General features: G+C 62.9%; 22 protein-coding genes. 10 read left to right on the top strand and 12 right to left on the bottom strand.

What is annotated here, in order from left to right; all coding sequences use genetic code 11:
- Positions 1-17 precede the first annotated feature (17 nt).
- From RHIZ70P_RS06290 to RHIZ70P_RS06275, 4 genes are all read right to left on the bottom strand, one after another.
- Positions 18-2,702 carry an EAL domain-containing protein gene (locus tag RHIZ70P_RS06290; RefSeq protein WP_115669554.1) on the bottom strand — a complete coding sequence of 895 codons (2,685 nt, stop codon included), beginning with the start codon at positions 2,700-2,702 and terminating at the stop codon, positions 18-20.
- A 202-nt stretch (positions 2,703-2,904) separates the two neighbouring features.
- Entirely contained in the window at positions 2,905-4,218 is a 1,314-nt protein-coding gene (gene preA, locus RHIZ70P_RS06285; RefSeq protein ID WP_115669553.1) for an NAD-dependent dihydropyrimidine dehydrogenase subunit PreA, read from the bottom strand.
- Between the two features lie 22 nt (positions 4,219-4,240).
- Positions 4,241-5,602, bottom strand: coding sequence for an NAD(P)-dependent oxidoreductase (locus RHIZ70P_RS06280; protein WP_115669552.1), 1,362 nt, complete (start codon positions 5,600-5,602; stop codon positions 4,241-4,243).
- 115 nt (positions 5,603-5,717) lie between these two features.
- On the bottom strand, positions 5,718-6,602 hold the full coding sequence (locus tag RHIZ70P_RS06275; protein WP_115669551.1) for a helix-turn-helix domain-containing protein: 885 nt from the start codon (positions 6,600-6,602) through the stop codon (positions 5,718-5,720).
- Positions 6,603-6,710: 108 nt separating this feature from the next.
- On the opposite strand from RHIZ70P_RS06275, the gene pobA reads away from it, so the two are divergent.
- The 3 genes from pobA (at position 6,711) to RHIZ70P_RS06260 (ending at position 8,738) form a co-directional block, all read left to right on the top strand.
- Positions 6,711-7,880, top strand: a complete 1,170-nt coding sequence (gene pobA / locus RHIZ70P_RS06270) for a 4-hydroxybenzoate 3-monooxygenase (RefSeq protein ID WP_115669550.1) — start codon at positions 6,711-6,713, stop codon at positions 7,878-7,880.
- Positions 7,881-8,067: 187 nt separating this feature from the next.
- Complete coding sequence (locus RHIZ70P_RS06265) at positions 8,068-8,475, top strand: DUF2325 domain-containing protein (RefSeq protein ID WP_115669549.1); 408 nt, start codon at positions 8,068-8,070, stop codon at positions 8,473-8,475.
- Positions 8,472-8,738: a hypothetical protein gene (locus tag RHIZ70P_RS06260; RefSeq protein ID WP_115669548.1), complete on the top strand. Its 267-nt coding sequence runs from the start codon at positions 8,472-8,474 to the stop codon at positions 8,736-8,738. The genes RHIZ70P_RS06265 and RHIZ70P_RS06260 overlap by 4 nt, the downstream gene beginning before the upstream one ends.
- 32 nt (positions 8,739-8,770) lie before the next feature.
- Here RHIZ70P_RS06260 and RHIZ70P_RS06255 read toward each other — a convergent pair whose 3' ends face one another.
- From RHIZ70P_RS06255 to RHIZ70P_RS06235, 5 genes are all read right to left on the bottom strand, one after another.
- Complete coding sequence (locus tag RHIZ70P_RS06255; protein ID WP_115669952.1) at positions 8,771-9,139, bottom strand: DUF423 domain-containing protein; 369 nt, start codon at positions 9,137-9,139, stop codon at positions 8,771-8,773.
- A gap of 8 nt (positions 9,140-9,147) precedes the next feature.
- Entirely contained in the window at positions 9,148-9,537 is a 390-nt protein-coding gene (locus RHIZ70P_RS06250) for a group II truncated hemoglobin (protein WP_115669547.1), read from the bottom strand.
- Positions 9,538-9,661: 124 nt separating this feature from the next.
- Positions 9,662-10,417 carry an EAL domain-containing protein gene (locus tag RHIZ70P_RS06245; protein ID WP_115669546.1) on the bottom strand — a complete coding sequence of 252 codons (756 nt, stop codon included), beginning with the start codon at positions 10,415-10,417 and terminating at the stop codon, positions 9,662-9,664.
- 119 nt (positions 10,418-10,536) lie between these two features.
- The gene (locus RHIZ70P_RS06240; RefSeq protein WP_115669545.1) at positions 10,537-11,499 is read right to left on the bottom strand and encodes a trypsin-like serine peptidase; all 963 of its coding nucleotides are present in this window, start codon (positions 11,497-11,499) and stop codon (positions 10,537-10,539) included.
- Between the two features lie 135 nt (positions 11,500-11,634).
- Positions 11,635-12,330, bottom strand: a complete 696-nt coding sequence (locus tag RHIZ70P_RS06235) for a hypothetical protein (RefSeq protein WP_181903960.1) — start codon at positions 12,328-12,330, stop codon at positions 11,635-11,637.
- A 347-nt stretch (positions 12,331-12,677) separates the two neighbouring features.
- Here RHIZ70P_RS06235 and RHIZ70P_RS06230 point away from each other — a divergent pair, with 347 nt between their 5' ends.
- Both RHIZ70P_RS06230 and RHIZ70P_RS06225 read left to right on the top strand, forming a co-directional pair.
- Positions 12,678-13,304 carry a recombinase family protein gene (locus RHIZ70P_RS06230; RefSeq protein WP_328588177.1) on the top strand — a complete coding sequence of 209 codons (627 nt, stop codon included), beginning with the start codon at positions 12,678-12,680 and terminating at the stop codon, positions 13,302-13,304.
- A gap of 142 nt (positions 13,305-13,446) precedes the next feature.
- Positions 13,447-15,168: an FAD/NAD(P)-binding protein gene (locus tag RHIZ70P_RS06225; protein WP_115669544.1), complete on the top strand. Its 1,722-nt coding sequence runs from the start codon at positions 13,447-13,449 to the stop codon at positions 15,166-15,168.
- Between the two features lie 73 nt (positions 15,169-15,241).
- Here the strand turns inward: RHIZ70P_RS06225 and cysQ are convergent, their stop codons facing one another.
- The 3 genes from cysQ to cysD are packed head-to-tail and all read right to left on the bottom strand — an operon-like array spanning position 15,242 to position 18,868.
- Entirely contained in the window at positions 15,242-16,030 is a 789-nt protein-coding gene (gene cysQ, locus RHIZ70P_RS06220) for a 3'(2'),5'-bisphosphate nucleotidase CysQ (protein WP_419178276.1), read from the bottom strand.
- Complete coding sequence (cysN, locus tag RHIZ70P_RS06215; protein WP_115669543.1) at positions 16,014-17,939, bottom strand: sulfate adenylyltransferase subunit CysN; 1,926 nt, start codon at positions 17,937-17,939, stop codon at positions 16,014-16,016. Before cysN ends, cysQ begins: the two co-directional genes overlap by 17 nt.
- Entirely contained in the window at positions 17,939-18,868 is a 930-nt protein-coding gene (cysD, locus tag RHIZ70P_RS06210; RefSeq protein ID WP_115669542.1) for a sulfate adenylyltransferase subunit CysD, read from the bottom strand. Before cysD ends, cysN begins: the two co-directional genes overlap by 1 nt.
- A 343-nt stretch (positions 18,869-19,211) precedes the next feature.
- On the opposite strand from cysD, the gene RHIZ70P_RS06205 reads away from it, so the two are divergent.
- The 5 genes from RHIZ70P_RS06205 (at position 19,212) to tnpC (ending at position 24,092) form a co-directional block, all read left to right on the top strand.
- Complete coding sequence (locus tag RHIZ70P_RS06205; protein WP_115669541.1) at positions 19,212-20,231, top strand: hypothetical protein; 1,020 nt, start codon at positions 19,212-19,214, stop codon at positions 20,229-20,231.
- A gap of 276 nt (positions 20,232-20,507) precedes the next feature.
- Entirely contained in the window at positions 20,508-20,963 is a 456-nt protein-coding gene (locus RHIZ70P_RS06200; protein ID WP_235842162.1) for a PaaI family thioesterase, read from the top strand.
- Positions 20,964-21,668: 705 nt separating this feature from the next.
- Positions 21,669-22,010, top strand: coding sequence for an IS66-like element accessory protein TnpA (gene tnpA / locus RHIZ70P_RS06195; protein WP_115669540.1), 342 nt, complete (start codon positions 21,669-21,671; stop codon positions 22,008-22,010).
- On the top strand, positions 22,007-22,354 hold the full coding sequence (gene tnpB, locus RHIZ70P_RS06190; protein WP_046119556.1) for an IS66 family insertion sequence element accessory protein TnpB: 348 nt from the start codon (positions 22,007-22,009) through the stop codon (positions 22,352-22,354). The genes tnpA and tnpB overlap by 4 nt, the downstream gene beginning before the upstream one ends.
- A 79-nt stretch (positions 22,355-22,433) precedes the next feature.
- On the top strand, positions 22,434-24,092 hold the full coding sequence (tnpC, locus tag RHIZ70P_RS06185) for an IS66 family transposase (protein ID WP_115669539.1): 1,659 nt from the start codon (positions 22,434-22,436) through the stop codon (positions 24,090-24,092).
- The last annotated feature ends 7 nt before the right edge of the window (positions 24,093-24,099 follow it).

Raw genomic sequence — 24,099 nt, 5'->3', positions numbered from 1 at the left:
AGGGGCAGTGCGGTGTCTCAGCCGACCTCGGCGGTCCTGTGCTGCATCCATGTGCGCGCGCGGGCAAATTCGATCAGGGCATTGCCATCCATCGGCCGGGCGAGAGCATAGCCCTGCAGGGTCTGGCAGCCGAGGTCGCGCAGGATGGCGGCGTGGTGCATGGTCTCGACGCCCTCGGCGACGATCTCGATGCCGAGCGAGCGGCCGATGTCGACGATCGAACTGATCAGCCGGCGCTGGGCGGAGGAGACGATGATCGGCGCGGTCAGCTGGCGGTCGATCTTCAGGCGGCGCGGCGACAGCTTCAGCAGGCTGAGGATAGAGGCATAGCCGGTGCCGAAATCGTCGATCTCGATGTCGATGCCATAGGCCTTGATCCGCTCGATGCTGCTGGTGACGGCGGCACCCTTGTCGTCGAAGGAGATGGATTCGAGGAGCTCGAACGACAGGCTGCCGGGTACGAGGTCGAGCCCGTCCAGGCGTTGCAGCAGGCTTTCGTCGAACAGGCGCTGGGCGGAAATGTTGACCGAGACCTTGTCGATCGCCAGATCATTGGCCAGCCAGCGGGTGCGTTGCAGAAGCGCCTGGTCGAGGATGGCCGCATCGATCTGCGAGACGACGTTCAGGCTTTCGGCAATCTTCAGGAAGCTGTCCGGACCGAGGATGCCTTCTTCGGGGTGGTTCCAGCGGGCGAGCGCCTCGACGCCGTTGATCTCCAGCGTATGGGCGTCGAATTGCGGCTGGAAATAGGCGATGAAGTCGTTCTGGTCGAGCGATTTGAGGACCGCGTCCGCTGTCTTCTTGGTATTGATGGTCAGCGATTTCAGCCGGTCGGTATAGCGCTCGACGCGGTTCCTGCCGTGGCGCTTGGCCTCGTAGAGGGCGATGTCGGCATTGACCAGCAACTGCTCGGCCTTGAAATCCGATAGTTCCCGCGTGGCGATGCCGATCGAGGCGCCGACCCGGCACTCATGGCCGCAATGGACGATCGGCGTGTTGATCGCGTCGATCAGGCGCCGGGCAAGTTCGCCAAATTCGTGATCGGTCAGCGTATCGGCGCAGACGACGACGAATTCGTCGCCACCGATGCGGGCGACGAAATCCTCGACCCGGGTGTTCTCCCGCAGCTTGATGGCGACGTGCCGCAGGATGGCGTCGCCGGCGCCGTGACCGAGCGTGTCGTTGATGTCCTTGAAACGATCGAGGTCGATATGCAGCACGGTTGCCGGCGCCTGCGTCTCGCTCACGGCGTCGAGCCGCATCAGGTATTGATCGAGGTAACGGCGGTTCGGCAGGTTGGTCAGGGCGTCATGCAGCGAATTGTGCTCCATGTGCTGGCGGGCCTGCTCGAGTTCGCGGTTCTGCATTTCGGCCTGCTGCTTGGCGTCGCGCAGTTCCTGCTGCAGGCGGATGTCGGCCGTCACGTTCCAGTTGACGCCGACCAGCTTCTTGCGGAAGCGAGAATCGCGGTAGGTCGTGCCATAGGCTCGGACATGGCGTACTTCACCGTCGGCGGTCATCACGCGGAACTCGGTGACGTAGTCCTTGCCCGATTCCATGGCGCGGGCAAAGACCTGCTCGGCTTCGGCAAGATCGTCGGGGTGAAGTGCGTCCCGCCAGGTCTCATAGGTGTAGTGGCCGTCGCCCTCGACGCCGTAGAGCTTTTGCATGCGGGCGTCCCAATTGAGCTCGCCGCTGCCGATATCGAGCTCCCAGACGCCGATGCGCGAGGCTTCGAGGGCGATTTCCAGACGGTGCGAGAGCGCGCGCAGTTCTTCCTCGCGCTGGCGAAGGGCGGCGATGTTGGCCTGGCGTTCGCTCAGCAGCCGGGCGATCCAGGCCACGGGCGCGACGATCATCAGGCCGACCACAAGCATCAGGATGCGGGAGACCCAGAGATCCGGCGCCGGCTGGTTCCACCCGCCCTTCGGCGCCGCGACGATTTCCCAGCTCTCACTGCCGAAGCTGATCGGCATGGCGACGGGCGCTGCGGCAAAAAGCGATGCGTCGCCGAAAAAGACCTTGCCGACGCTTCCGTCCTCGGCCTTGGTGGCGATCGCCACATCGATGTCGAGGGTGTTGGAGGTCAGGCCGCCATATTCATAGAGCCGGTCAATGTCGATGACCGCCGCGATCAGGCCCCAGAAGGTGCGTCCGCCATGGCCATTGGGCACGATCACGGGATAGCGGACGATCAGGCCCCGTCCGCCCTGGACCAGATCGACCGGGCCGGTCGCGACATATTTGCCGGTTTCCCGGACCCGTTCAGCTGCGGCGCGCTGTGCCTCGCTCCGGCGATAGTCGAAGCCGATCAGCGGCTGGTTGCCGGTGAGCGGATAAACATATTTGACCACCAGGTCCGGAGCGGCGGCGATGTTGCGAAGCTGGTGGCTCGTTTCGAAGATCCGCACGCCAAGGGTGGCGAAGCGTTCGGCCGAGATGTCCGGCTCGGTCTCGATGACCGCCACCAGGCCCTGCACCAACTGGATATTGGCGGTAATGCCGCCTTCGAGGCGTGCGCGCACCAGTCCGAGCTCCTCCGCGACACGGTTGCGGATGTTCTCCTGGTAGAGGCGCTGTTTCTGCTGATCGGCATAGACGACAGCAATCGCGACGGCGATGACGACGATCACGGCGGGAAAATAGTATTGAAGAGCCGCGCCGAGGGCTCTCCATCCGTATTTTCCTGTATTTCCTGCCATGCCTGCTGTCTCCACTCGCATGGTCGAGCAACTCTCAGTCATCGGTTCACCCGCCTCGGAGGGTGACAATTCCACGAAACTCTTGAAATTTGTTGAATCAGCGCGCGAAACATTGCGACTATCGCCCGCTAGACGCGAGCCGCGGCATGGGAAAAAAAAGACCCCCATGCGGGGGTCAGGAGGAGTAGAGACGGAAGGGGACCTATTCGGCGGCCTGAACCGCCGTCGGATTGTTCGGATGCGTCGTCCAGTTGGCATAGATCGGACTGACCGGGCTTCCGGTGCGCTGGTCGAGTGTTCCGGGCTCAAGACCCACCATGGTAATGCAGTTCTCGACCGGACAGACATTGACGCAGAGGTTGCAGCCGACGCATTCGTCCTCCATCACCTCGAAATGCCGCACGCCGTCGACCTCTGCCGTGATTGCCTGGTGCGACGTATCCTCGCAGGCGATGTGGCAACGGCCGCACTTGATGCAGGCGTCCTGGTCGATCCGCGCCTTGGCGATATAGTTGAGGTTGAGGTACTTCCAGTCGGTGACATTGGGCACGGCGCGGCCGGTGATGTCGTCGAGATTGCGATGGCCCTTGGCATCCATCCAGTCGGAAAGGCCGGTGATCATTTCCTCGACGATCTTGAAGCCATAGGTCATGGCCGCCGTACAGACCTGCACGTTTCCGGCGCCGAGCACCATGAACTCGGCGGCGTCCCGCCAGGTCGTCACGCCGCCGATGCCGGAGATCGGCAGGCCGTAGGTCTCCGGATCGCGGGCGATCTCGGCCACCATGTTGAGGGCGATCGGCTTGACCGCCGGGCCGCAATAGCCGCCATGGGTGCCCTTGCCGCCGACCGTCGGATTGGGGGCGAAATTGTCGAGGTCGACCGAGACGATCGAGTTGATCGTATTGATCAGCGAGACGGCATCGGTGCCACCGGCCTTGGCCGCGCGCGCCGGCTTGCGGATGTCGGCGATGTTCGGCGTCAGCTTGGTGATCACCGGCATGCGGGTGTACTGCTTGCACCAGCGCACCACCATTTCGATATATTCCGGCACCTGGCCGACGGCGGCGCCCATGCCGCGCTCGGACATGCCGTGCGGACAGCCGAAATTGAGTTCGATGCCGTCGGCGCCGGTCTCTTCCACCAGCGGCAGGATCGCCTTCCACTCTTCCTCGACGCACGGCACCATGATCGAGGCGACGAGCGCCCGGTCCGGCCAGTTCATCTTGACCTGCTTCATCTCCTGCAGATTGACCTGAAGCGGACGGTCGGTGATCAGCTCGATGTTGTTGAGGCCGAGAAGACGGCGGTCGGCGCCCCAGATCGCGCCGTAGCGCGGGCCGTTGACATTGACCACCGGCGGGCCTTCCGAGCCCAGTGTCTTCCAGACCACGCCGCCCCAGCCGGCCCTGAAGGCGCGCTCGACGTTGTAGGCCTTGTCGGTCGGCGGTGCGGATGCCAGCCAGAACGGGTTGGGCGACTTGATGCCGACGAAATTATTGCGAAGATCAGCCATTGTCTTGTCCTCTCTGGAGCGCTTACGCGACGGCGGTCAGTCCCGCCGTTTGAACGGCGAGAGAACGGTTGATGCTTTCGGCCGCATCGCGGCCCATGGCGACGGCGGAAACCGTCAGGTCCTGGCCGCCAAAGGCGCAGTCGCCGCCGGCCCAGACACCGGGCAGGGAGGTGCGGCCCTCGGCGTCGATGGCGATCTTGCCGGCCTGGAGCTGAATCTGCTCGATGCCCATGAGGTCGAGCTTCTGGCCGATGGCGACGAGAATCTGATCGGCCTTGATCTCGGTCTTGTGGCCGGTGCCCTTCATCATGCCGTCTTCGACATGGGTATATTCGAGGGTGATCGCCGAGACATGGCCATGGTGGTGCGCCACTTCCTTCGGCTGCAGCCAGTGGCGGATGTGGACGCCCTTGGAGGCGGCGAGATTCTGCTCGAACTCGGAAGCGTTCATGTGTTCCTTGCCGCGGCGGTAGCAGATCGTCACGTTTTCCGCGCCGAGCAGCTTGGCCTGCACGGCGGCGTCGATCGCCGTCATGCCGCCGCCGATGACGACGACGTCGCGGCCGACCGGAACGTCCGCCTTGTCCTTTGCCTCGCGCAGGTTGGCGATGAACTCGACGGCGTCGAGGATGCCGTTGGTGTCGGCGCCGGGAATGTTGAGCGCATTGACATTGCCAAGGCCGGTGCCGAGGAAGACGGCGTCATGCTTGGCCTGCAGGTCGGCGAGGGTGAAGTCGCGGCCGAGCATTCCGCCGTTGATCACGTCGATATTGCCGATCGACAGGATATAGTCGACCTCGCTCTGGGCGAAATCATTGGTCGTCTTGTAGGCGGCGATGCCGTATTCGTTGAGGCCGCCGGCCTTTTCGCGGTGGTCGTAGATGGTGACCTGGTGGCCGTGCATGGCGAGCCGGTGGGCGCAGGCGAGGCCGGCAGGCCCGGCGCCGACCACTCCGACCGATCGTCCGCTGCTTGGCGCCGGCGTGTAGAACTGCCGCCCCTGCTCGATGGCGATATCGGTCGCATAGCGTTGCAGCCGACCGATCTCGACCGGGCGCTCTTCCGCCGTATTGCGCACGCAGGCTTCCTCGCACAGCGTTTCGGTGGGACAGACGCGGGCGCACATGCCGCCGAGGATGTTCTGGTCGAAGATGGTCTTGGCCGAACCGATCGGATTGCCGGTCGAGATCTGACGGATGAACAGCGGGATATCGATCGAGGTCGGACAGGCCGTCATGCACGGCGCGTCATGACAGAAGTAGCAGCGATCGGATGCCACCAGCGCCTCATGGTCATCGAGGCGCGGATGCAGATCGGAGAAATTCCTCAAATAATCGGCAGCGTCCAGCCGCCCGGCCTTCAGGCCCGGTTCCAGTCGTCGCATCGTGGTTCCCCTTTTTTATCGAGCGATTGGCAACAGGCTAACCCAGGAAAAAAAATTTATCAAACGGTAAAATTTCTCTCTGAAAGATGGTCAGAAGGCTTGTGGGGCAGGGGCTCTAGCTTTCCAGCAAGGCCTTCTCGCGCTGTCGGTAGAGCTTCGGCGGCATGCCTGCATGCTGGGCGAAGAAGCGGCTGAAATAGGCCTGGTCCTCGAAGCCGAGTCGCATGGCGATCTGCTGGATCGACAGGGCGCTGAACACCAGGTCGCGCTTGGCCTCCAGCACGATGCGGTCGGCGACGAGGCGGCTCACCGGCTTTCCGGCCAGTGCACGCGTGATGCGGTTGAGGTGGGTGGCCGTCAGGCCGAGGCGCCGGGCATAGTGGTCGACCGGCAGGCGGGACCGGAAGTCCTCGCCGATCATCCGGGTCAGTTCCGCCAGGCGCTCCCCATCCCGGTCGGTGTCGCCCCGGCCGCGTTCCGCTCCGGCCAGGCGCAAGCTCAACAGCAGCGCGATGCGCAGCAAGGGCTCGACAAGCGCGGTCGGGCGTGCGCCGCCCTGGACGATCTCCTGTTCGGCGCGGTCGAGGGTCTCGCGCAGATATCGGCTGTCGGGATGTTCGTCCGGCAGAGCGGTCAAGCTCGGTTGCCGCAGCCATTCGGCGAGACCCGCATGGTCCTGCAATTCGGCCGAGAAGCGGCTGGCCACCAGCGTGATGACGGCGCCATCGACGTCACGGGAGAAGCGAAAGCCGTGGTCATGCCGCTCCGGCATGACGATCACCGTGCGGGGGCCGAAGGGGTGCCAGCGACCGCCGAACAGGGCCTCGCCCCGGCCGCTGCGAATGTGCAGAATCTGAAACAGGCGTTCGTGCCGGTGCGGCCGGATCTCCCAGCTGTGCAGCGAGCTGCGGCTGTAGATCGTCTCGGCATGGGCCCAGAATTCCGTGTGTTCGGTCGGCTTCTCGCCGTAGAGGCTGTAGATCGGAACGGGTCTGGTCACGTTCGGTGCATCGCTCGATGTTCGAATTATCCAAGAATGTGCCGGAATCTTCCATTGCCGGCAAGAGCTTGCGGCTTATCATTCGGCAAGAATTCAGGGAGGATTTCCATGCGCACCCAGGTCGCCATCATCGGTTCCGGGCCTTCGGGCCTTTTGCTCGGTCAGTTGCTCAGCAAGGCCGGCATCGACAATGTCATCATCGATCGCGTCGATCGCGACTATATCCTCGGCCGCATCCGCGCCGGCGTACTCGAAGTGGGCGCGGTCGGCATGATGGACCGCGCCGGCGCCGGTCAGCGCATGCACGCGGAGGGGCTCGTCCATGACGGTTTCGCCCTGTCATTCTCCGGCCGTCGCCATCGCATCGACCTCAAGGGCCTCACCGGCACGTCCGTGATGGTCTATGGCCAGACCGAGCTCACGCGGGATCTGATGGACCAGCGCGAGGCCGATGGTGGTGTGTCGATCTATGATGCGGCGAATGTCACGCCGCATGATTTCGATGGTGAAAGCCCATACATCACCTATGACAAGGACGGGGTCAGCCACCGCATCGACTGCGATTTCATCGCCGGCTGCGACGGCTATCATGGACCCAGCCGGGCCGCGGTCGAGGGCAGGGGGCTGAAGACCTACGAGAAGGTCTATCCGTTCGGCTGGCTCGGCATTCTCGCCGATGTGCCCCCGGTCGATCATGAACTGATCTATGCAAACCACGCGCGCGGCTTTGCGCTCTGTTCGCAGCGCTCGCTCACCCGTTCGCGCTATTACGTCCAGGTGCCGCTCAGCGACAAGGTCGAGCAATGGTCGGACGATGCCTTCTGGGACGAGATCCGCCGTCGCCTGCCGGCCGATGTGGCCGAAGCCATGGTGACGGGCCCGTCGATCGAGAAGTCTATCGCCCCCTTGCGTTCCTTCGTCGCGGAGCCGCTCCGGTTCGGCCGTCTGTTCCTCGTCGGCGATGCCGGCCATATCGTGCCGCCGACCGGCGCCAAGGGGCTCAATCTGGCGGCGTCCGACGTCCACTACCTGTTCGAGGGGCTGCAGGGCTTCTACGGCGAGAAATCGATGGCCGGGATCGACGCCTATTCGGCCCGGGCATTGTCGCGCATCTGGAAGGCGGAGCGCTTTTCCTGGTCGATGACCATGCTGCTGCATCGCTTCCCCGCCGAGGGCGATTTCGGCCAGAAGGTGCAGGAAGCGGAACTCGATTATCTCTCGTCCTCCGAGGCGGCGCAGACCGCGATGGCGGAGAACTATGTCGGTCTGCCTTACTGATAGCCTATCCCGCATCTCACTTCTCCCTCGGCCGGTCGTTCAGCGCCCGGCCGAATTTGTTCTGGCTCAAAATATGATGCGAATTATCAAGTTTTAATCTTTACTCTAAAAATCATGTTTACTATGGTCCGGACTCACAGGACGGGGATATCCGCATTTGAGCGGCGCCGAGAGTTGAGGAACGGGCATGGCCAAGAAGAACAAGAAGCAGGCGGTACAGAAGCTGTTGGCAAAAGGCGACCAGGCTTCCGCCGCCGCGCCTGCTGCGAAAGCTGCCCTCAACGTCCGCAGTTTCCTCTATGTCGGCGGACGCGACTGCCAGGTGGCGCATCTGCGCCAGATCGCCACCAACCACGGCGCCGAACTCATTCACCATGATGGCGGCCTGCGCGAAGCGGTGTCGCGCATCGACACGGTGCTGCCCTCCGTCGACTGCGTCTTCTGCCCGATCGACTGTATCAGCCACGATGCGTGTCTGAGGGTGAAGAGCGGCTGCAAGAAGTTCGGCAAGACCTTCATTCCGCTGCGCAACGGTTCGAAGTCCAGCCTCGAACGGGCCTTGCAGACCTTGAGCGATAGGAAGGACAATCCATGAGCGATGATGATTATGACCGGAGCCTGTTGATCGGCCTGCACAAGATGGCCGCCCAGAGCGGCGATGGACTGGCGATGGCGATGTACGAGCGCTTTGCCGATGCCGAGACGGTTCGCCGCAGCAGCGCCGAGATCCTGCCCCTGCCGGGTTTGCACCAGCGTCCCGCCAAGCCGATGTCAGCCCGCCTGCCCTATGGCGAGGCGACGATCATCAGCTTTCCCGCGCCGACATGGCAGAGGAACGCGGTGCGCAACAAGGGCTGACGCCGATCATTCATGGGTGCGGGGCCGGGCGGTCAGGTCCTGGAGACGGACAGGAAGGCGCCGATCCCGGCCATGAGCCAGCCCGCCATCATCAGGATCCCGCCCGTCGGCGCCGCCATTGAAAAGAGGCCGGCGCCGTAGAACTGCTTCAGGACGAGATCACCGGCAAACAACAGCGTGCCGACCCCCATCGAGAGGCCGGCGCCGGTCGCGGTGCGGATCAGCCTGTGGCCGGCGAAAAGGGCCAGCATGGCCGGCGCATGGGCGAGGCACATGGCCGAGGCCGGACCGAGCAGGGCACCGCCCATATGGGTGGCGGCTGCGGCGAGGCCGACGCCGCAAGCACCTAGCAGGCCGGCCAGAAGCAGAACGAGCGGACGGATCCGGTCGCAAAATCCCATCATCGCCGTCATTCCTTGTTCTGCATGTGATGACCGAGCTTCTCGATCGGTGCCCAGATGATCTCGCGCAGTTTCTCGTGCTCCACGGTTTCCTCCAGCGCCTGGCGGAAACACAAGAACCATTCGTCGCGCTCCTGCGGTCCGATCTCCGCCACCATGTGCCGGCGCCGCAGCATGGGATGGCCGCGCTTCTGCATGTAGATCGGCGGACCGCCGAGATAGCCGGTCAGGTAGTCGTAGAGCTTCTCCTCGCTTTCGGCGAGGTCGGCGGGATGGATGGCACGGCAGCGCTTGGCCTCGGGCAGTGTGTCCATCAGTTCGTAGAAGCGATGGGTCAGCGCACGCACGGTGGGGTCTCCGCCAATCGCCTCGTATAGGGTAATCGTCTCTTCAGTCACGTCGTCAGCCTCGGTTGCCCGCCATCTTTTGCCGATTTGATCCGATATGGGCAAGCGCAACCGCGCTTAGTCGCTGCGACAAATGGGTGCGGGTGCCGCAATCGACGTGGGCGATCCGCCAGGCTCAGGCGGCAAGCGAAATCTCGCCAAGCGGGGTCAGGCGCTCGAAGCTCGGCCGGGCCAGCCCGAAACCCTGGATCAGCGTGACGCCGGTGTCGCGGATCGCCTTCAACTCCTCGAGGGTCTCGATCCCTTCGCAGATGACGGTGATCGACAGTTCCTTCAGCATCGCGACGAGATGCTTGAGGATCACCTGTTTCGCTCGGTCGGCGTCTATGCAACGGATCAGGTCCATGTCGATCTTGACGATGTCCGGCTGCATCTTGGCGAGAAGGTTGAGGCCGGAATGGCCGGCGCCAAAATCGTCGATGGCGGTGAGAAAGCCGATTTCCCGATAGGTGGTGAGAATGTTCTTCAGATGCGCCACGTCCAGCGCCTCGCCTTCGGTGAATTCGAAGATGATGCGCTCCGCCGGCAGGTTGAAGGTCTTGCACGCGGCAAGCGTGGCGCGAATGCAGGCGCGCGGTTCGTAGACGGCGTTGGGCATGAAGTTGATCGACAGCCGGGCATCGCTGGCGGTGAGGTCGAGGCGGGCGGCAAGCTCGATCGCCTTGACGCGGCATTGCTGGTCGAAGGCGTAGCGATTGCCCTCGTCGACGGTCGACAGCACGGCGCCGGCTCCTTCGCCCCTGATGCCGCGCACCAGCGCTTCATGGGCAAAGACCTGTCGCCGCTCGATATCGACGATCGGTTGGAACGCCATGGAGAAGGGGTTTTGAAAGGCCTGGCCGTCGCGGCAACCGGCGCATGATGCACTCATGGGTGAAACTCCTGCTGTTCCACCCCTTATCGCGCAAATTGGTTACCATTGCCTGACGCGGCGTCTGTGGACGGAAACCCGCGCGCGGCGGGTCTCCGCAGTTCTTTCGCGTGCCAGCCTCAGTCGAGGCACCTGGCGTCCGCCACATGCGCCAGGAGGCGGCTCGTGTCGGCGGTGAACAGCGGGCCGTTCTCGTCTTCGGTATTGCCTTCCAGATGATGGGAGTTGAGGCTGATCACGCGGTTCTCGCCCGCGCCGCCGCCCACCTTGAAGTCGGTGAACCAGGCGCCGCCGCTATTGCCCGAGCGCATCGGGTTTCCGGTCATCGTCACGATACCGTCCACGACCGCCGACCATTCGCCGTCGACCTTGTAGAGGAAACGGCCATTGCCGAAGTTGGCGGGATAGCCGATCGCGGTCAGAGCCTTGTCCGCGGGCGATCCGATGGTCATCTCCAGCGGCTTCTCGTCGTCCTTTCCGTCCGCCAGGATGAAAGCATAGTCATAGGCGAAGTTCGGTGCCGGGTCATGGAAGGCGTCGAACAGCGAGACGCAGCGCCAGCCGACTGTCTGGGCGGTCGCGCCGTCATTATAGGCGCGTTGGAAGACGAAGTCGGAAAACCACTTGCCGGTCTCCTCGTCCATCACGCAATGGGCGGCGGTGAGGATGACCGAGGCGCTTTCGACGAACTGGGCGGTGCAGGCGGACGGCACCCCGTCGCCGTCGCGAAAGGTGAGCCGGCCGGCGCTCCAATAGGGGGCGGCAGCCGCCGGATCGTCGACCTTTTCCGGCACGCCCTTGACCAGGCTGCCTTCTTTGTCCGGGCCGGCCTTGAGGTCCAGCATATTGGGGTTGAGCGCCCGGAAGCGCTGCTGCATCTGCCGCAGTTCTTCAGGCGAAACCTCCTTGCTCGGCATCGGTCTGGCCGATTCCAGTTCCTCCAGGCTGAGCGGGGCCCGGCCGTCCTTGGTGTTCTTCAGGTTCTCGATCTTCAGATCGGCCGCCGATGCGCCCGAGGCGGCGAGCGCCAGGGAAAGCAGGGCGGATGCGGTGCGGCGCAGGCCGCCATTCAGTTTGGTCATCGTCCTCATCCTTGTTGCTGGTCGGCCAAGGCGGCAGGCGTGCGCATCCGGCGCACGGGTGCGATCTGTCCTTGAGCCATGGTTTGTTCGGGGGAAGGTGGCCGGCGAACCGGCCACCCCTTTATGCGGTCGCTGTCAGAGCAGCAGCGGCATGCGCAGTTCGATCATGCCGCGCTCGATCAGGCCCTCGGACTTGGCGTCCGGGACGAAGACGCCGCGGTTCGGGTCATACTTGAGGGTGATGTCGTTGACGCCGCCGCCGAAGCGGGCAACCGCATTGTTGCCGACGATCTTGGTGATGATCGTCTCGCTGGCGAACTGGCTCTGCAGCCAGACATAGACATTGGTGAAGGGCGTCATCTGGATCTGCTGCTGCGACAGCACCGACTGGGCCGAGATCGGCTTGCGTTCGGCCAGTTTCTTGCTGACCATGGCCGATTGCGACAGGCCGAAGGTCAGAGCCGGATACTGGGTGTAGGGCATCATGTTCTCGGCGGCGAAGGTACCGGTAGCGATTGCCGGACTGTTCTGGAAGACGCCGAAGGTCGCGGCCGGCGTGAACGGATAGTAGCCGGCATCGAGCGCCGGGCCGGGGGTCACTTCCGAAAGCTTGGAGATATTGTTGCCTTGGCTCACTTCGGTGGTGGAGGCGTAGATCCAGTAGTCTTCCGTCCATTCGACGGTGGTCGACTGGAAGGGGTCGATCGACAGCCAGACGACGTTCGGGTCGCCGCTGCCGACCGGCTTGGCAAGGGTCAGCCGCTGTCCGGCGGCCTTGATGACATTGAGGTCGGTGGGGTCAATGTTGAGCGTGAGCGAGTAATTGGGCATGACAATTTCCTTCCGTCTCAAGGGTTGATCGATCTGCCAGGCGACGTCCAAGCGTCGCTAAAGCGTTCCTATTTGCACAACCCGGCGCTCTCCAATTTCAACCGCTGAACGCATCCGGTTTAGGCGATGCCGATTGCCCTTAGAATTACGGGGGTGGCTAATAAGCCTTTTGGTGTAAACGCTTAGGCTGGAGGATCCGACAAGGCGCGGTCATGGAGAATATACACCTATGCGTGTATAAAATGATTGACTTAAATTCTGAGGCGTGCTCAAAAGGGAACGGTTGTGATACAGTCTCATTGACGCCGAAGCCCCCATTGGAGCCTCGAAACAAATGTCTGGCGCGAATGACGATGCGAATTGGCTATGCCCGCGTTTCCACCCACGACCAGAATATCGAATTGCAGTTGCGGGCTCTCAAGGCGGCCGGATGCCGGCGGATCCACACCGATCACGGCCTGTCGGGCGCATCCCGTTCGCGTCCCGGCCTGGTCGGGGCGCTCGGCGAGCTTTCGCCCGGCGATACGCTGGTGATCTGGCGGCTCGACCGGCTGGGGCGGTCACTGTCGCATCTGATCGAGGTGGTGGCCGAACTCGGGCGCAAGGAGATCGGGCTTTATTCGATCAGCGAGTCGGTCGATACCGCATCGGCCGGCGGCATCCTGATCTTCCACATCATGGGCGCGCTTGCCGAATTCGAGCGGGCTTTGATTTCCGAGCGCACCAAGGCCGGCATGTCGGCGGCCCGAGCCCGCGGCAGCCCGATCGGACGCCCCGTCAAGCTGATGGCGCACGAGATCGATGCCGCCCTCGACGCCATGAGCCAGGGAACGCCGCTGGCCGCCGCCGCCCGCCAGTTCGGGGTGAGCCGGTCGACCCTCTATCGCAGCATGCGGCGGGCCGATGGGGAGGCGACCAGCCCGGCAAGGGAAATTTTCCGCGCCATGGAACAAAGTCGCGATTGGAGCGCTTAGGGCGGGTCCGAGTGCGGCAGGTCGATAGGGTGAGGAAGGCGGGGGAGCGGCCGACCTTAACATGACCCGCGACCTGAGCCTGCCATGCGACTGTCCCACAATCCGGCGCTGTCCACGGCCGGATCTTCGCGAAAGGCGTGACATGAACGACACCATTGGCCTGATCGGTTCTGGGCCCACCGCGATCTACTGCCTTCGCAAACTTCTCTCCTCCGCGCGGCCGCTGGAGATCACGGTGTTCGAGAAGGAGGCCGTCGCCGGTCGGGGCATGCCCTACCATCCCGCCGTCAACGACCGCGCCATGCTCGCCAATATTGCCAGCATCGAAATTCCCCCGATCGGCGAAACGCTGATCGAATGGCTTGAGCGCCAGCCGCCGGAGGAACTCGATCGCCTGCGGGTGCAACCGGCCCAGATCAACGACCGCGAATTCCTTCCACGTGTGGTGCTCGGCGAATACTTCAAGACGCAGTTCGATCGTGTCGTCGCATCCGGCCGGGCGGCAGGCCACACCGTCACGATCAAGGCCGGCCACGAAGTGACCGACGTCGCTCTTCGGCCGAAGGAGATCCGGGTGACGGTGTCGCGTCCCGATCGGCCGCCCGAACATTATGCTTTCGGGCATGTGGTCATGGCGACGGGACACAGCTTTCCCGACCTGACGGAAGTCAGGCCCGGCTATTTCGCCTCGCCCTGGCCGGCGTCGCTGCTCAAGGACATTCCGGCGGGCCGTGTCGGCATTCTCGGGACCTCGCTCAGCGGGATCGACGCCATGGTCACGGTCGCCACCAGCCACGGCGCCTTCTACCACGACGAGGCCGGCCTTCTCGAATACCACCGCGCCGCCGACAGCGAGGGCCTCACAATCGCGCTGATGTCGCGCAAGGGCATGCTGCCCGAGGCCGATTTCTATTTCCCCATCCCCTATGCGCCGCTGTCGATCTGCACCGATGAGGCCGTCGACGATCTGATCGCCTCCGGCCGCGACGACCTGCTGGACGCGGTGTTTGCCCTCTTCTGCGAGGAGCTGGCCGCCGCCGACCCGGATTATGCGGCGAAGATCGGTCTTGCCGGGCTGACGGTCGAGACGATCGAAGCCGCCTATTTCGCCGATCGCCAGGAGAGCGATCCCTTCCTGTGGGCGGCGCTCAACCTGGCCGAGGCGAAGCAGAATTATGAAAGCCGCACGACCGTGGCCTGGCGCTATGCGATCCTGCGCATGCACGAGGTCGTGGCCCGTGCCGTGCCGCACCTCAACGCCCGCGACCTGAAGCGCTTCCACCGCCACTTCAAGAGCCTGTTCGTCGACGACTATGCCACCGTGCCGCATGCCTCGATCGAGCGGGTGCTGGCGCTGCGCCGCGCCGGCGTGCTTGACATCGTCGCGCTGGGCGGAGACTACGATCTCGACATCGATACACCTGAGCGCGGTGCGATCATCACGCGGCCGGAGGGCGAACTGGTTTTCGATACGCTGGTGGATGCGACCGGGCAGGGACGGCTCACCGCCGACGAGATCCCCTTTCCGAGCCTTAGGCGCCAGGGTGGCGTTTCAAAGGCGAGCGCCCGTAGCGAAGGGCAGGTGCAGATCGACAGCCAGCCCATGGCGGAACAGGAAACCGGCGGCATCGCGCTCGACAGTTTTTTCCGGATCGTCGTCGAACAACCGCTCAGCAACCGGCTCTATTGCCTCGCGCTGCCCTTCCTGCTGCACCAGTTTCCCTTCGTGCAGGGTATCACCAGTTCGCACGAGCTCGGCGAGACGGTGGCGAATGCCATCCTCGCCGACATCGGCAGGCCCGATCTTCACTCACCGGAGGCGGTGCTGCCGGAGGGGCGGGTCCCGGAATTCCTCGTTCAGTAGGACGAGCGACAAGGAGAGTACGCGATCGGCGTGGATCGTATCCTGGAGATGACCAATCTAGCCAGGAAACGCTCTAGGTCCGGTCTTCAACCGCGCCCCAGGCGATGAAGAACGGGTTGGCGAAATCCGTGTCGCTGGCCTGCTCGGTCTTGCCATAGGCGAGCGGCGTGCCGTCGAGGCAGCGCGTGTCTCCGCCGGCAGCCCGGAGCACGGCATCGCCCGCAGCGGTGTCCCATTCCATGGTCCGGCCGAAGCGGGGATAGACGTCGGCCTCGCCTTCGGCCAGCAGGCAGAACTTGAGCGACGATCCGATCGACCGATATTCGGTGATGCCGTTCTCCGTCAGGAATTCGTCCGTTTCCGCATTGTTGTGCGAACGGCTGGCCACGGCGACCGGCGGGGTGCGACAGACGCGCGCGGCGATCGGCCGGCGATCGGCGATGGTGAAATCCGGATTGACCGTCAGCTTGAAGGCACCGGCGCGGGAGCCGACATAGGCAGTGCTGAGGGCCGGGGCGTAAACGATGCCGGCCACCGGTATGCCGTTTTCGATCAGCGCGATGTTGACGGTGAACTCCGCCCGGCGATTGATGAACTCCTTGGTGCCGTCGAGGGGGTCGACCAAAATGAAGGGCCGCCCGTTTATGTCTGGCACCTTGCCTGCCGAAACCGCCTCCTCGGCGACCACCGGCACGCCTGGCAGCGCTTCGCCGAGGCGGGCGAGGATCACCGCCTCGGCGCGCTCGTCGGCTTCCGTGACGGGCGAGCAATCGGGCTTCAGCGTGACATGGATGCCCGCCTCGTAAACCTCGAGAATGGTCCGACCGGCCGCCAGTGCCGCTTGTTCAAACGTCTCGATCACGCGCCGTCTCTCCATTCATCCGGGTTGCCAGCATTTCTTCGATCCGCATGGCCAGATCGTTCGGATCCGTCCCGAGGGTGCGCAGATGCAGTTCGGGATTTTCCGGCGGCTCGTAAGGTGAACTGATGCCGGTGAAGTTCTTGATCTCGCCGCTCATCGCCTTCCGATAGAGACCCTTCGGGTCCCTTCGGGCGCATTCCTCGATCGGCGTGTCGATGAACACCTCGAAGAACTCACCCTTGGCCATCATCTCCCGGGCGAGTTGCCGCTCGGAGCGGAAGGGCGAGATGAAGGAGACGATCACGATCAGTCCGGCATCGGCCATCAACCTGGCGACCTCCGCCACACGGCGGATGTTCTCGACCCGGTCCTCGTCGGTGAAACCGAGGTCGCGGTTCAGTCCGTGACGGATATTGTCGCCGTCGAGCAGGTAGGTGTGGTAGCCGAGCGAATGCAGCAGGCTTTCCAGCCGGTTCGCCACTGTCGACTTGCCCGATCCGGACAGGCCGGTGAGCCAGATGACGGCTGGCCGGTGTCCCATCAGCGCGGCGCGGGCCGCGCGGTCGACCTCGACGGCCTGCCAGTGGATGTTGTCGGCGCGGCGAAGCGCATAATCGATCATGCCGGCACCGGCGGTGCGGTTGGTCGTCCGGTCGATCAGGATGAAATTGCCGGTGGAACGGTTTTCGCCATAAGGGTCGAATGCAATGGGCGCGCGGGTCGAGACATTGCAGACCCCGACCTCGTTCATCTGCAAGGCCTTGGCCGCGATGTGGGAGAAGGAGGTGATGTCGACGCTGTATTTCAGCGCCGTCACGGTCGCCTCGACGCTGTCGGTCTCGGTGCGCAGGATATAGCTTCGGCCCGGCAGCAGCGGCTGGTGATCGAACCAGATCACATGGGCCTGGAACTGGTCGGCAACACTCGGACGGCCGGCGGGGGCGACCAGCATATTGCCGCGCGACACGTCCAGTTGGTCTTCGAGCACCAGCGTGACGGCCTGTCCCTCGACGGCCCGATCGAGCGGGCCGTCATGGGTGACGATCTCCCTGACCTTCGACGATTGCCCGGACTTGGCGACGACCACCGTGTCGCCGACGGCCACGCTGCCCGAGGCGACCTGGCCGGCAAAGCCTCGAAAGTCGAGATTTGGCCGGATGACATATTGTACCGGAAGCCGGAACGGCCGATCGAGCGCGACCTCTTCGACCGGCACAGTCTCCAGGTGTTCGATGAGGCTCGGGCCGGCATACCAGCCGGTCTTGTCGGACCGGCGTGTGACATTGTCGCCGTGGCGGGCGGACAGCGGGATCGGCTGGATGGTGGAAAAGCCGAGATCCCGTGCGAAGGCCATAAAGTCGGCGACGTGCCGGTCGAAGACGGCGCGGTCATAGCCGACAAGGTCGATCTTGTTGACGGCGAGCAGGATGTGCCTGATGCCGATGAGAGACGCGATGTAGGAATGCCGTCTGGTCTGCTGCAATATGCCCTTGCGGGCGTCGACCAGAACGACCGCGAGGTCGGCCGTCGAAGCGCCGGTCGCCATGTTGCGGGTATATTCCTCGTGTCCCGGCGTGTCGGCGACGATGAACCGGCGCCGCTCGGTGGTAAAGGAGCGATACGCGACGTCGATGGTGATGCCCTGTTCTCGCTCGGCTTCCAGCCCGTCCACCAGAAGGGCGAAATCGATGTCCTCGCCGGCCGTGCCGTGCCTGCGGCTGTCGCTTTCGAGCGTGGCAACCTGGTCGTCGAGAATGAGCTTGGCATCGTAGAGAAGACGGCCGATCAGGGTCGACTTGCCGTCGTCGACCGAGCCGCAAGTGATGAAGCGCAGCAGCGATTTGTTCTGCGCGTCAAGCCGGTCCTCGCCATGGCTTGCTGGGGGTGCGTCTGTCGGGGCCGCGGCCATCAGAAATAGCCCTCGCGCTTCTTCTTCTCCATCGAGCCCGCCTCGTCCCGGTCGATCATCCGGCCCTGGCGCTCGGATGTGCGGGCGGTCAGCATCTCGCTGACGATCGCCTCGAGGGTCGTGGCATCGGATTCGACCGCACCCGTCAGCGGATAGCAGCCAAGCGTACGGAACCGCACCATGCGCTCCTCGATCTTGTCGCCCGGTCCGATCGGCATCCGCTCGTCATCGACCAGGATCAGCATGCCGTCGCGCTCGACCACCGGACGCCTGGCGGCCAAGTAAAGGGGAACGATCGGAATGTTCTCCTTCAGGATGTATTGCCAGACATCCAGTTCGGTCCAGTTCGACAGCGGGAAGACCCGGATCGATTCGCCAGGTGCGACGCGGGTGTTATAGGTCTTCCACATTTCCGGCCGCTGGCTCTTCGGATCCCAGGCATGCGCCGCGTTGCGGAAGGAGAAGATACGCTCCTTGGCACGGGATTTCTCCTCGTCGCGCCGCGCGCCACCGAAGGCGGCATCGAAGCCGTACTTGTCGAGTGCCTGGCGCAGGCCGACCGTCTTCATCAGGTGGGTATGGGCACTCGAGCCGTGTACGAACGGAGAAATATTCTGCGCGATGCCCTCAGGGTTCACATGCACGAGAAGATCGAGATCGAGTTCCTTGGCCATGCGATCGCGAAAGGCGATCATCTCCTTGAATTTCCAGGTCGTGTCCACGTGCAGGAAAGGAAAGGGTGGCCTGGCCGGATAGAAGGCTTTCATCGCCAGGTGCAGCATGACCGAGGAGTCCTTGCCGACCGAATAGAGCATGACCGGTCGGGAAAAGGTTGCGGCGACCTCGCGCAGGATGTGGATCGCTTCGGCTTCGAGGCGCTCGAGGTGGCTCAGCGGCAATGAATGACACCTTGTTGTGTTGGTCGGCATTCTTTCGTGCCGGGGATCGCCCCATTGTCCTGTCCGCCGTATCCACATTCCGAATCACGGCGATCTTGCGGAAGGCAACGTAAACGCGATTCGGCCCGTGTGACAACACGGGAGTGCCGTCGGCCACGGTGCGTCATGCTCTCGGCCCCTGGGAACGGCGTCACGTCCCCGCGCTGCCCGGGGATGGCAAGTCCCGTGCAAGTTCCGTGTGCGATGCTATACTGGCGCCTTCGCGCGCGACGGCAAGCGGCGGAAAGCTGTCTGGGAGTGAGGCTAACAACGGCGAGGACCGAAATTGGACGGTGGAGCTAATCCAGAGCACGCTCAGGCGATCCATGATCTGATGCGGACCATCGCGCTTGAGCCGGATATGGCGAAGGTCCGGGTCTTGGCGGATGAGTTTATCCGGAGCGTTCCGCCCCAGCAGGCGCTCGGCGTCGCGGCCGCGCTGAATTTCGCCAACCCCTTTTATCTACCCACCATGGACGATGCGAGCGCCAGTCGGCTGCGGATTGATCTTGACCAGTTCTGCGAACTCGTCATGCGTGCCCGGCTGACCGCCTCCAGGGCCCGCCAGCCGAATATCCTTGTCGCCTGCGCGCCGAAATCCGCCTCGACCTTCATCGCTGGCGCGCTCTCCACCGCCCTCGGCATTCCGCAGGTGTCGCTGGCGACGCCGACCCTCAGCGCCTATTCCGGCTCCGTTCTGGGCGCCAATCTGCGCGAGCAGGAAACGGATGACATGGCGCTGCTTCGCAACGGGCTGAGCGGTGCCGGCTATGTCGCGCAGCATCACATCCGCTGCACGCCTTTCCTCGCCCGACAGATCGCGCTCTACGGGATCAAGCCGATCGTCACGGTGCGCAATATTTTCGACACGCTGGTCAGCCTCGACGACATGCTGCGCGAATGGCGCCAGGTGGAAGTGCCCGGCAATCCGGTCTTCTTCGATGACGGCATGCCCGCGATCTTTACGGGACTGGACGACGAGGCGCGCTTCGAGATGCTGACCGACGCCACCTGCGTCTGGTATGTGAAATTCTTGCTGACCTGGCAGAAATGTGAGGCGGCCGGCATGATCAAACCGCTCTGGGTTTCCTACGAGGACGATTTTGTCGCCGACAAGGCGCGGCTCGGCGCAAGGATCGCCGAGTTCGTCGGCCTCGAAGAGGCCGATGCCGAGAGGATCGCCATGTGTTTCGCCGATACCAGCAAGGGGACGTCCCTCCGGCTCAACAAGGGCGTGGCCGGGCGCGGCGACAAGATTCCCGCGAAGACCCGCGAGCGGATCGTTGCGATCTGCCGACGCTATGCCGGCGAGGGCGATCTTCGTCCTCTGCTGGGCAAGGAATTGGTCGCCTGACGGCGACGACCGGCTTGCGGGGCGACCCCCCGGCAGATTGTCGGGGGCACCGGCAACAAAGGGCTCCTGCCCGCCATGCTGGAGGCGACGGCCATGGCCGCGTAGCATAAACGAATTGGCTTCCGGCAAACCCCGGGAAGGTTCAGGGCTTGCAGGGCCGGCGCGGACGCCAGCGCAAATCCTGGCTGCCTGCGCGGCGTTTTGCGCCTCACCTTCACCCTTGTGATGACGAGCATCGTGCAGAACCGCCCCATCCCAGTTTGGAGAGCAAATCCATTGTGCGCCTTTACCCCGCAAGATCCCGATTTTCAGACCCGCATTCAAGCCAGCTTTGACAAGCAGGGGTTGATGAGCACTCTTGGCGCTGCAATACTGCGCATTGCACCAGGTGCCGTTGAGATCGCCTTGTCACCAAGCCCGTCTGTCTCGCAGCAGCATGGTTTCGTGCACGCGGGAGCGGTGTCGGCCATTGCGGACAGCGCGGCAGGATATGCCGCGCTCAGTCTCATGCCGCCAGGCGCCGGGGTGTTGACTACCGAATTCAAAATAAACCTGGTTGCGCCTGCCGCAGGTGAGCGGATCATCGCCAGGGGCCGCGTCGTTAAGTCCGGACGGACGCTGACGTTGGCACAGACGGAGGTTTTTTCCGAATCGTCGGGTCGCGAGAAGCTGGTAGCCCTTCTTACGGCCACTTTGATGACGATAGAGGGTCGGGACGGCGTCGCGAACTAGTCTAGGAGAGGGGATGCGCGCTGACGCGTCAAGACAAGCCAGATACCCCCGGCCCTGGATAGGCATGTCGTTCGATCATTTATTGAAATTTAGAGCGACACATATGTCCGGATTCTCGCCCATTGAAAACACTGCATAATCGGGGTTCGCTCTCATCAAATCCCTGGACGGCTGCACCATAAGCCCGGACGAGATCTAGCGCAAACACCATGAGCCCGGATTCTTCTCCACAAGGCTTTCGGCCAGAATATCAGGCACAAAAAGGGGCCGCCGTGATCATCATGGCGGCCCCTTGCACGAGACTGGATTTCTAGGGTTTGCGACGCTCGATATCTACTTCCGGCAGCGTCCTTCCTGTATCGGAATGAGCTTCCGGATATGCCAATGAACGGCATCAAGTGCGAGACGAACGACCTTTATGTCGTCATCAGTTTGCATGCTGAACGAAGCAATTTCCGTCGCGCCATCCAAAGACCATGTGAATCCCTTTAGTGCATGGACGAAAAGTTCGCGATTGCCATCGAAAGCAGGCCACTCCCGCCGACTGTTTGGAGAGAACGTCTTCGTCACCAGGACGCGATCTTCATCTGCAACAAAGGAGAAGTAGCTCCTTCGTATCCGTCCGGCGTGGACCGCCTTGCGAGTTTTTGGCGATATCGTGATTTTGCGCTCTTGAGAGTGGTCTTAGGAGCGCAGTAAGGAACTATGGCACAGGCCATTTTGCTGACGGGTCAAGAACGGCGTCGTCGTTGGTCACCGGACGAACGGCTAGAAATTCTGGGGGCAGCATTTGCTCCGGGGGCAAATGTCTCGGAGGTAGCGCGCCGTTTTGATATTTCGACGGGGCTTCTCTACACGTGGCGCCGCCAAGCGCTGTCTGTGAAAGATGGACCCGCTTTCGTGCCGGCGACTGTCCTGGACGTTCCTGGCAACGGCTACGGTAATGCGGCAACCATCGTTGTAGAATTTGCAAATGGTATCAAGGTGAGGATTGCGTCCGGGGCGCCTTGTGAACTTGCCGCAGCAGTGATGCGTGCGCTCAAATGATCCCGATCAGTTCGAGCGTGCGGGTTTGGATTGCGAGCGGCCATTGCGATATGCGCAAGGGAATGCAGGGCTTGGCTCTGATCGTGCAGGAAGGTCTGGGTCGTGATCCGTTCAAGGGTGACGTTTTTGTCTTCCGCGGGAAAAGCGGCCGGCTGATCAAGGCTCTTTGGCATGACGGAATTGGGCTTTCGCTATACGCAAAGCGGCTCGAGCGTGGCCGTTTCATTTGGCCGGCGACGGAGGGTGGAGCGATTGCGCTGACGGCTGGCCAGATGTCCTATTTGCTTGAGGGAATTGACTGGCGAAACCCGCAGCAGACATGGCGGCCGACGAGCGCTGGATAGTGTCTATTTGGGCGGGATTTGCCGCCATTGGCATCAAGAAAACCTATGCAAATCAGTGGTTTTGTGATTGACTTCGAGCATGGAAACCAGCTCGGAAAATCACCGTGATCATGCCGCTGCCCTGGAGGCAGAGCTGGCGACCGCGCGGGCGGAGCGGGCCACAGCCTTGGCCGAATTGGCTGTTGCCAAGGCCAAGGAGGCCGACGATCAGGCCATCATTCTTCGCCAGAAAGTCTATATCGAAAAGCTGCAACGGGAGCTACGCGGTCAGAAGTCGGAACGGACGGCGCGGCTGATTGCCCAGATGGAGCTGATGCTTGAGGACGCCGAAGCGACGGCGACCGAAGATGAGCTTGCTGCCGAGATGGCCGTTGCTGCGGCGGCTGCGATTGCGGTCACCGGCTTTACGCGCAAGCGGCCGGTCAAGAAGCCATTCCCGGAACATCTGCCGCGTGAGCGTGTCGTGGTGCCTGGTCCGGTTGCCTGCAGCTGCTGTGGCGGTGAACGGCTTCGCAAGCTCGGCGAAGACATCACCGAAACGATGGAGAGCGTACCGCGGAGCTGGAAGGTCATTCAGACGGTGCGGGAAAAGTTCACCTGCCGTGACTGCGAGAAGATCAGTCAGGCACCCGCACCCTTCCATGTCATACCGAGAGGTTGGGCTGGCCCAAGCCTTTTGGCGATGATGCTCTGCGACAAGTTCGGCCAGCACATTCCCCTCAATCGCCAGATCGAACGTTTTGCCCTGGAAGGCGTGCCAATCAGCTTGTCGACAGCAGCAGACGCGATTGGCGCGTGCTGCCAGGTCCTGGATCCGCTGGTGCGGCGGATTGAAAGCCATACGTTCGCGTCTGAACGGATCCACGGTGATGACACGACCGTGCCGGTTCTCGCTCTCGGCAAGACCGTCACCGGTCGGATTTGGAGCTACGTCAAGGACGATGCTCCGTTTGGCGGAACGGCGCCTCCGTCGGCGATGTTCTATTACTCGCGGAACCGTGCCGGCGAGCATCCACAGGCGCATCTTGCCAATTATCGCGGTATCCTTCAGGCGGATGCCTATACGGGCTATGGCCAGCTTTATCTTCCTGATCGAAGTCCGGGCCCGATTCATGAGGCGGCGTGTTGGGCGCATGCCAGGCGGCCATTCTTTGCGCAAGCCGATCTGGAGGCCAGCGCGCGCCGAAAAGCGCAGGGTAAAAGTGCCGCCGTCATCTCGCCGGTCGCCCTGAACATGGTGCAGCGGATCGACGCATTGTTCGACATCGAACGCCAGATCAATGGCCGCACTGCGGATGAACGAATGGCGATACGCCAGCAATTGTCAAAACCGCTGATCGGCGACATGGAGATATGGATACGCGAACACCGCGCCAGGTTGCCGCGCGACAATGACTTGGCAAAGGCATTTGACTATATGCTGAACCGTTGGGAATCCTTCACCCGCTTCCTCGACGACGGCCGTATCTGCCTGTCGAACAATTGCGCGGAGCGATCTCTGCGGGGTGTGGCGCTCGGACGAAAGGCCTGGCTATTTGCCGGTTCCGATCGCGGAGGACAAAGGGCGGCAGCCATGTACAGCCTGATAGTCACCGCGAAAATGAACCGCATTGACCCACAGGCCTGGCTTGCTGATGTTCTCGCCCGCATCGCCGATCATCCTGCCAGCCGGATCGATGAGCTTCTCCCCTGGAATTGGCGGAAAACCGCAACATCGCCACTGAGGCAGGCGGCCTGATGGCAGG

Source organism: Paenirhizobium selenitireducens ATCC BAA-1503 (assembly GCF_900492185.1).
In the GTDB taxonomy this organism is placed as follows: domain Bacteria; phylum Pseudomonadota; class Alphaproteobacteria; order Rhizobiales; family Rhizobiaceae; genus Allorhizobium; species Allorhizobium selenitireducens_A.
Note: the sequence above shows the minus strand (reverse complement) of the source record. Positions and strands in the feature narration are given on the sequence as shown.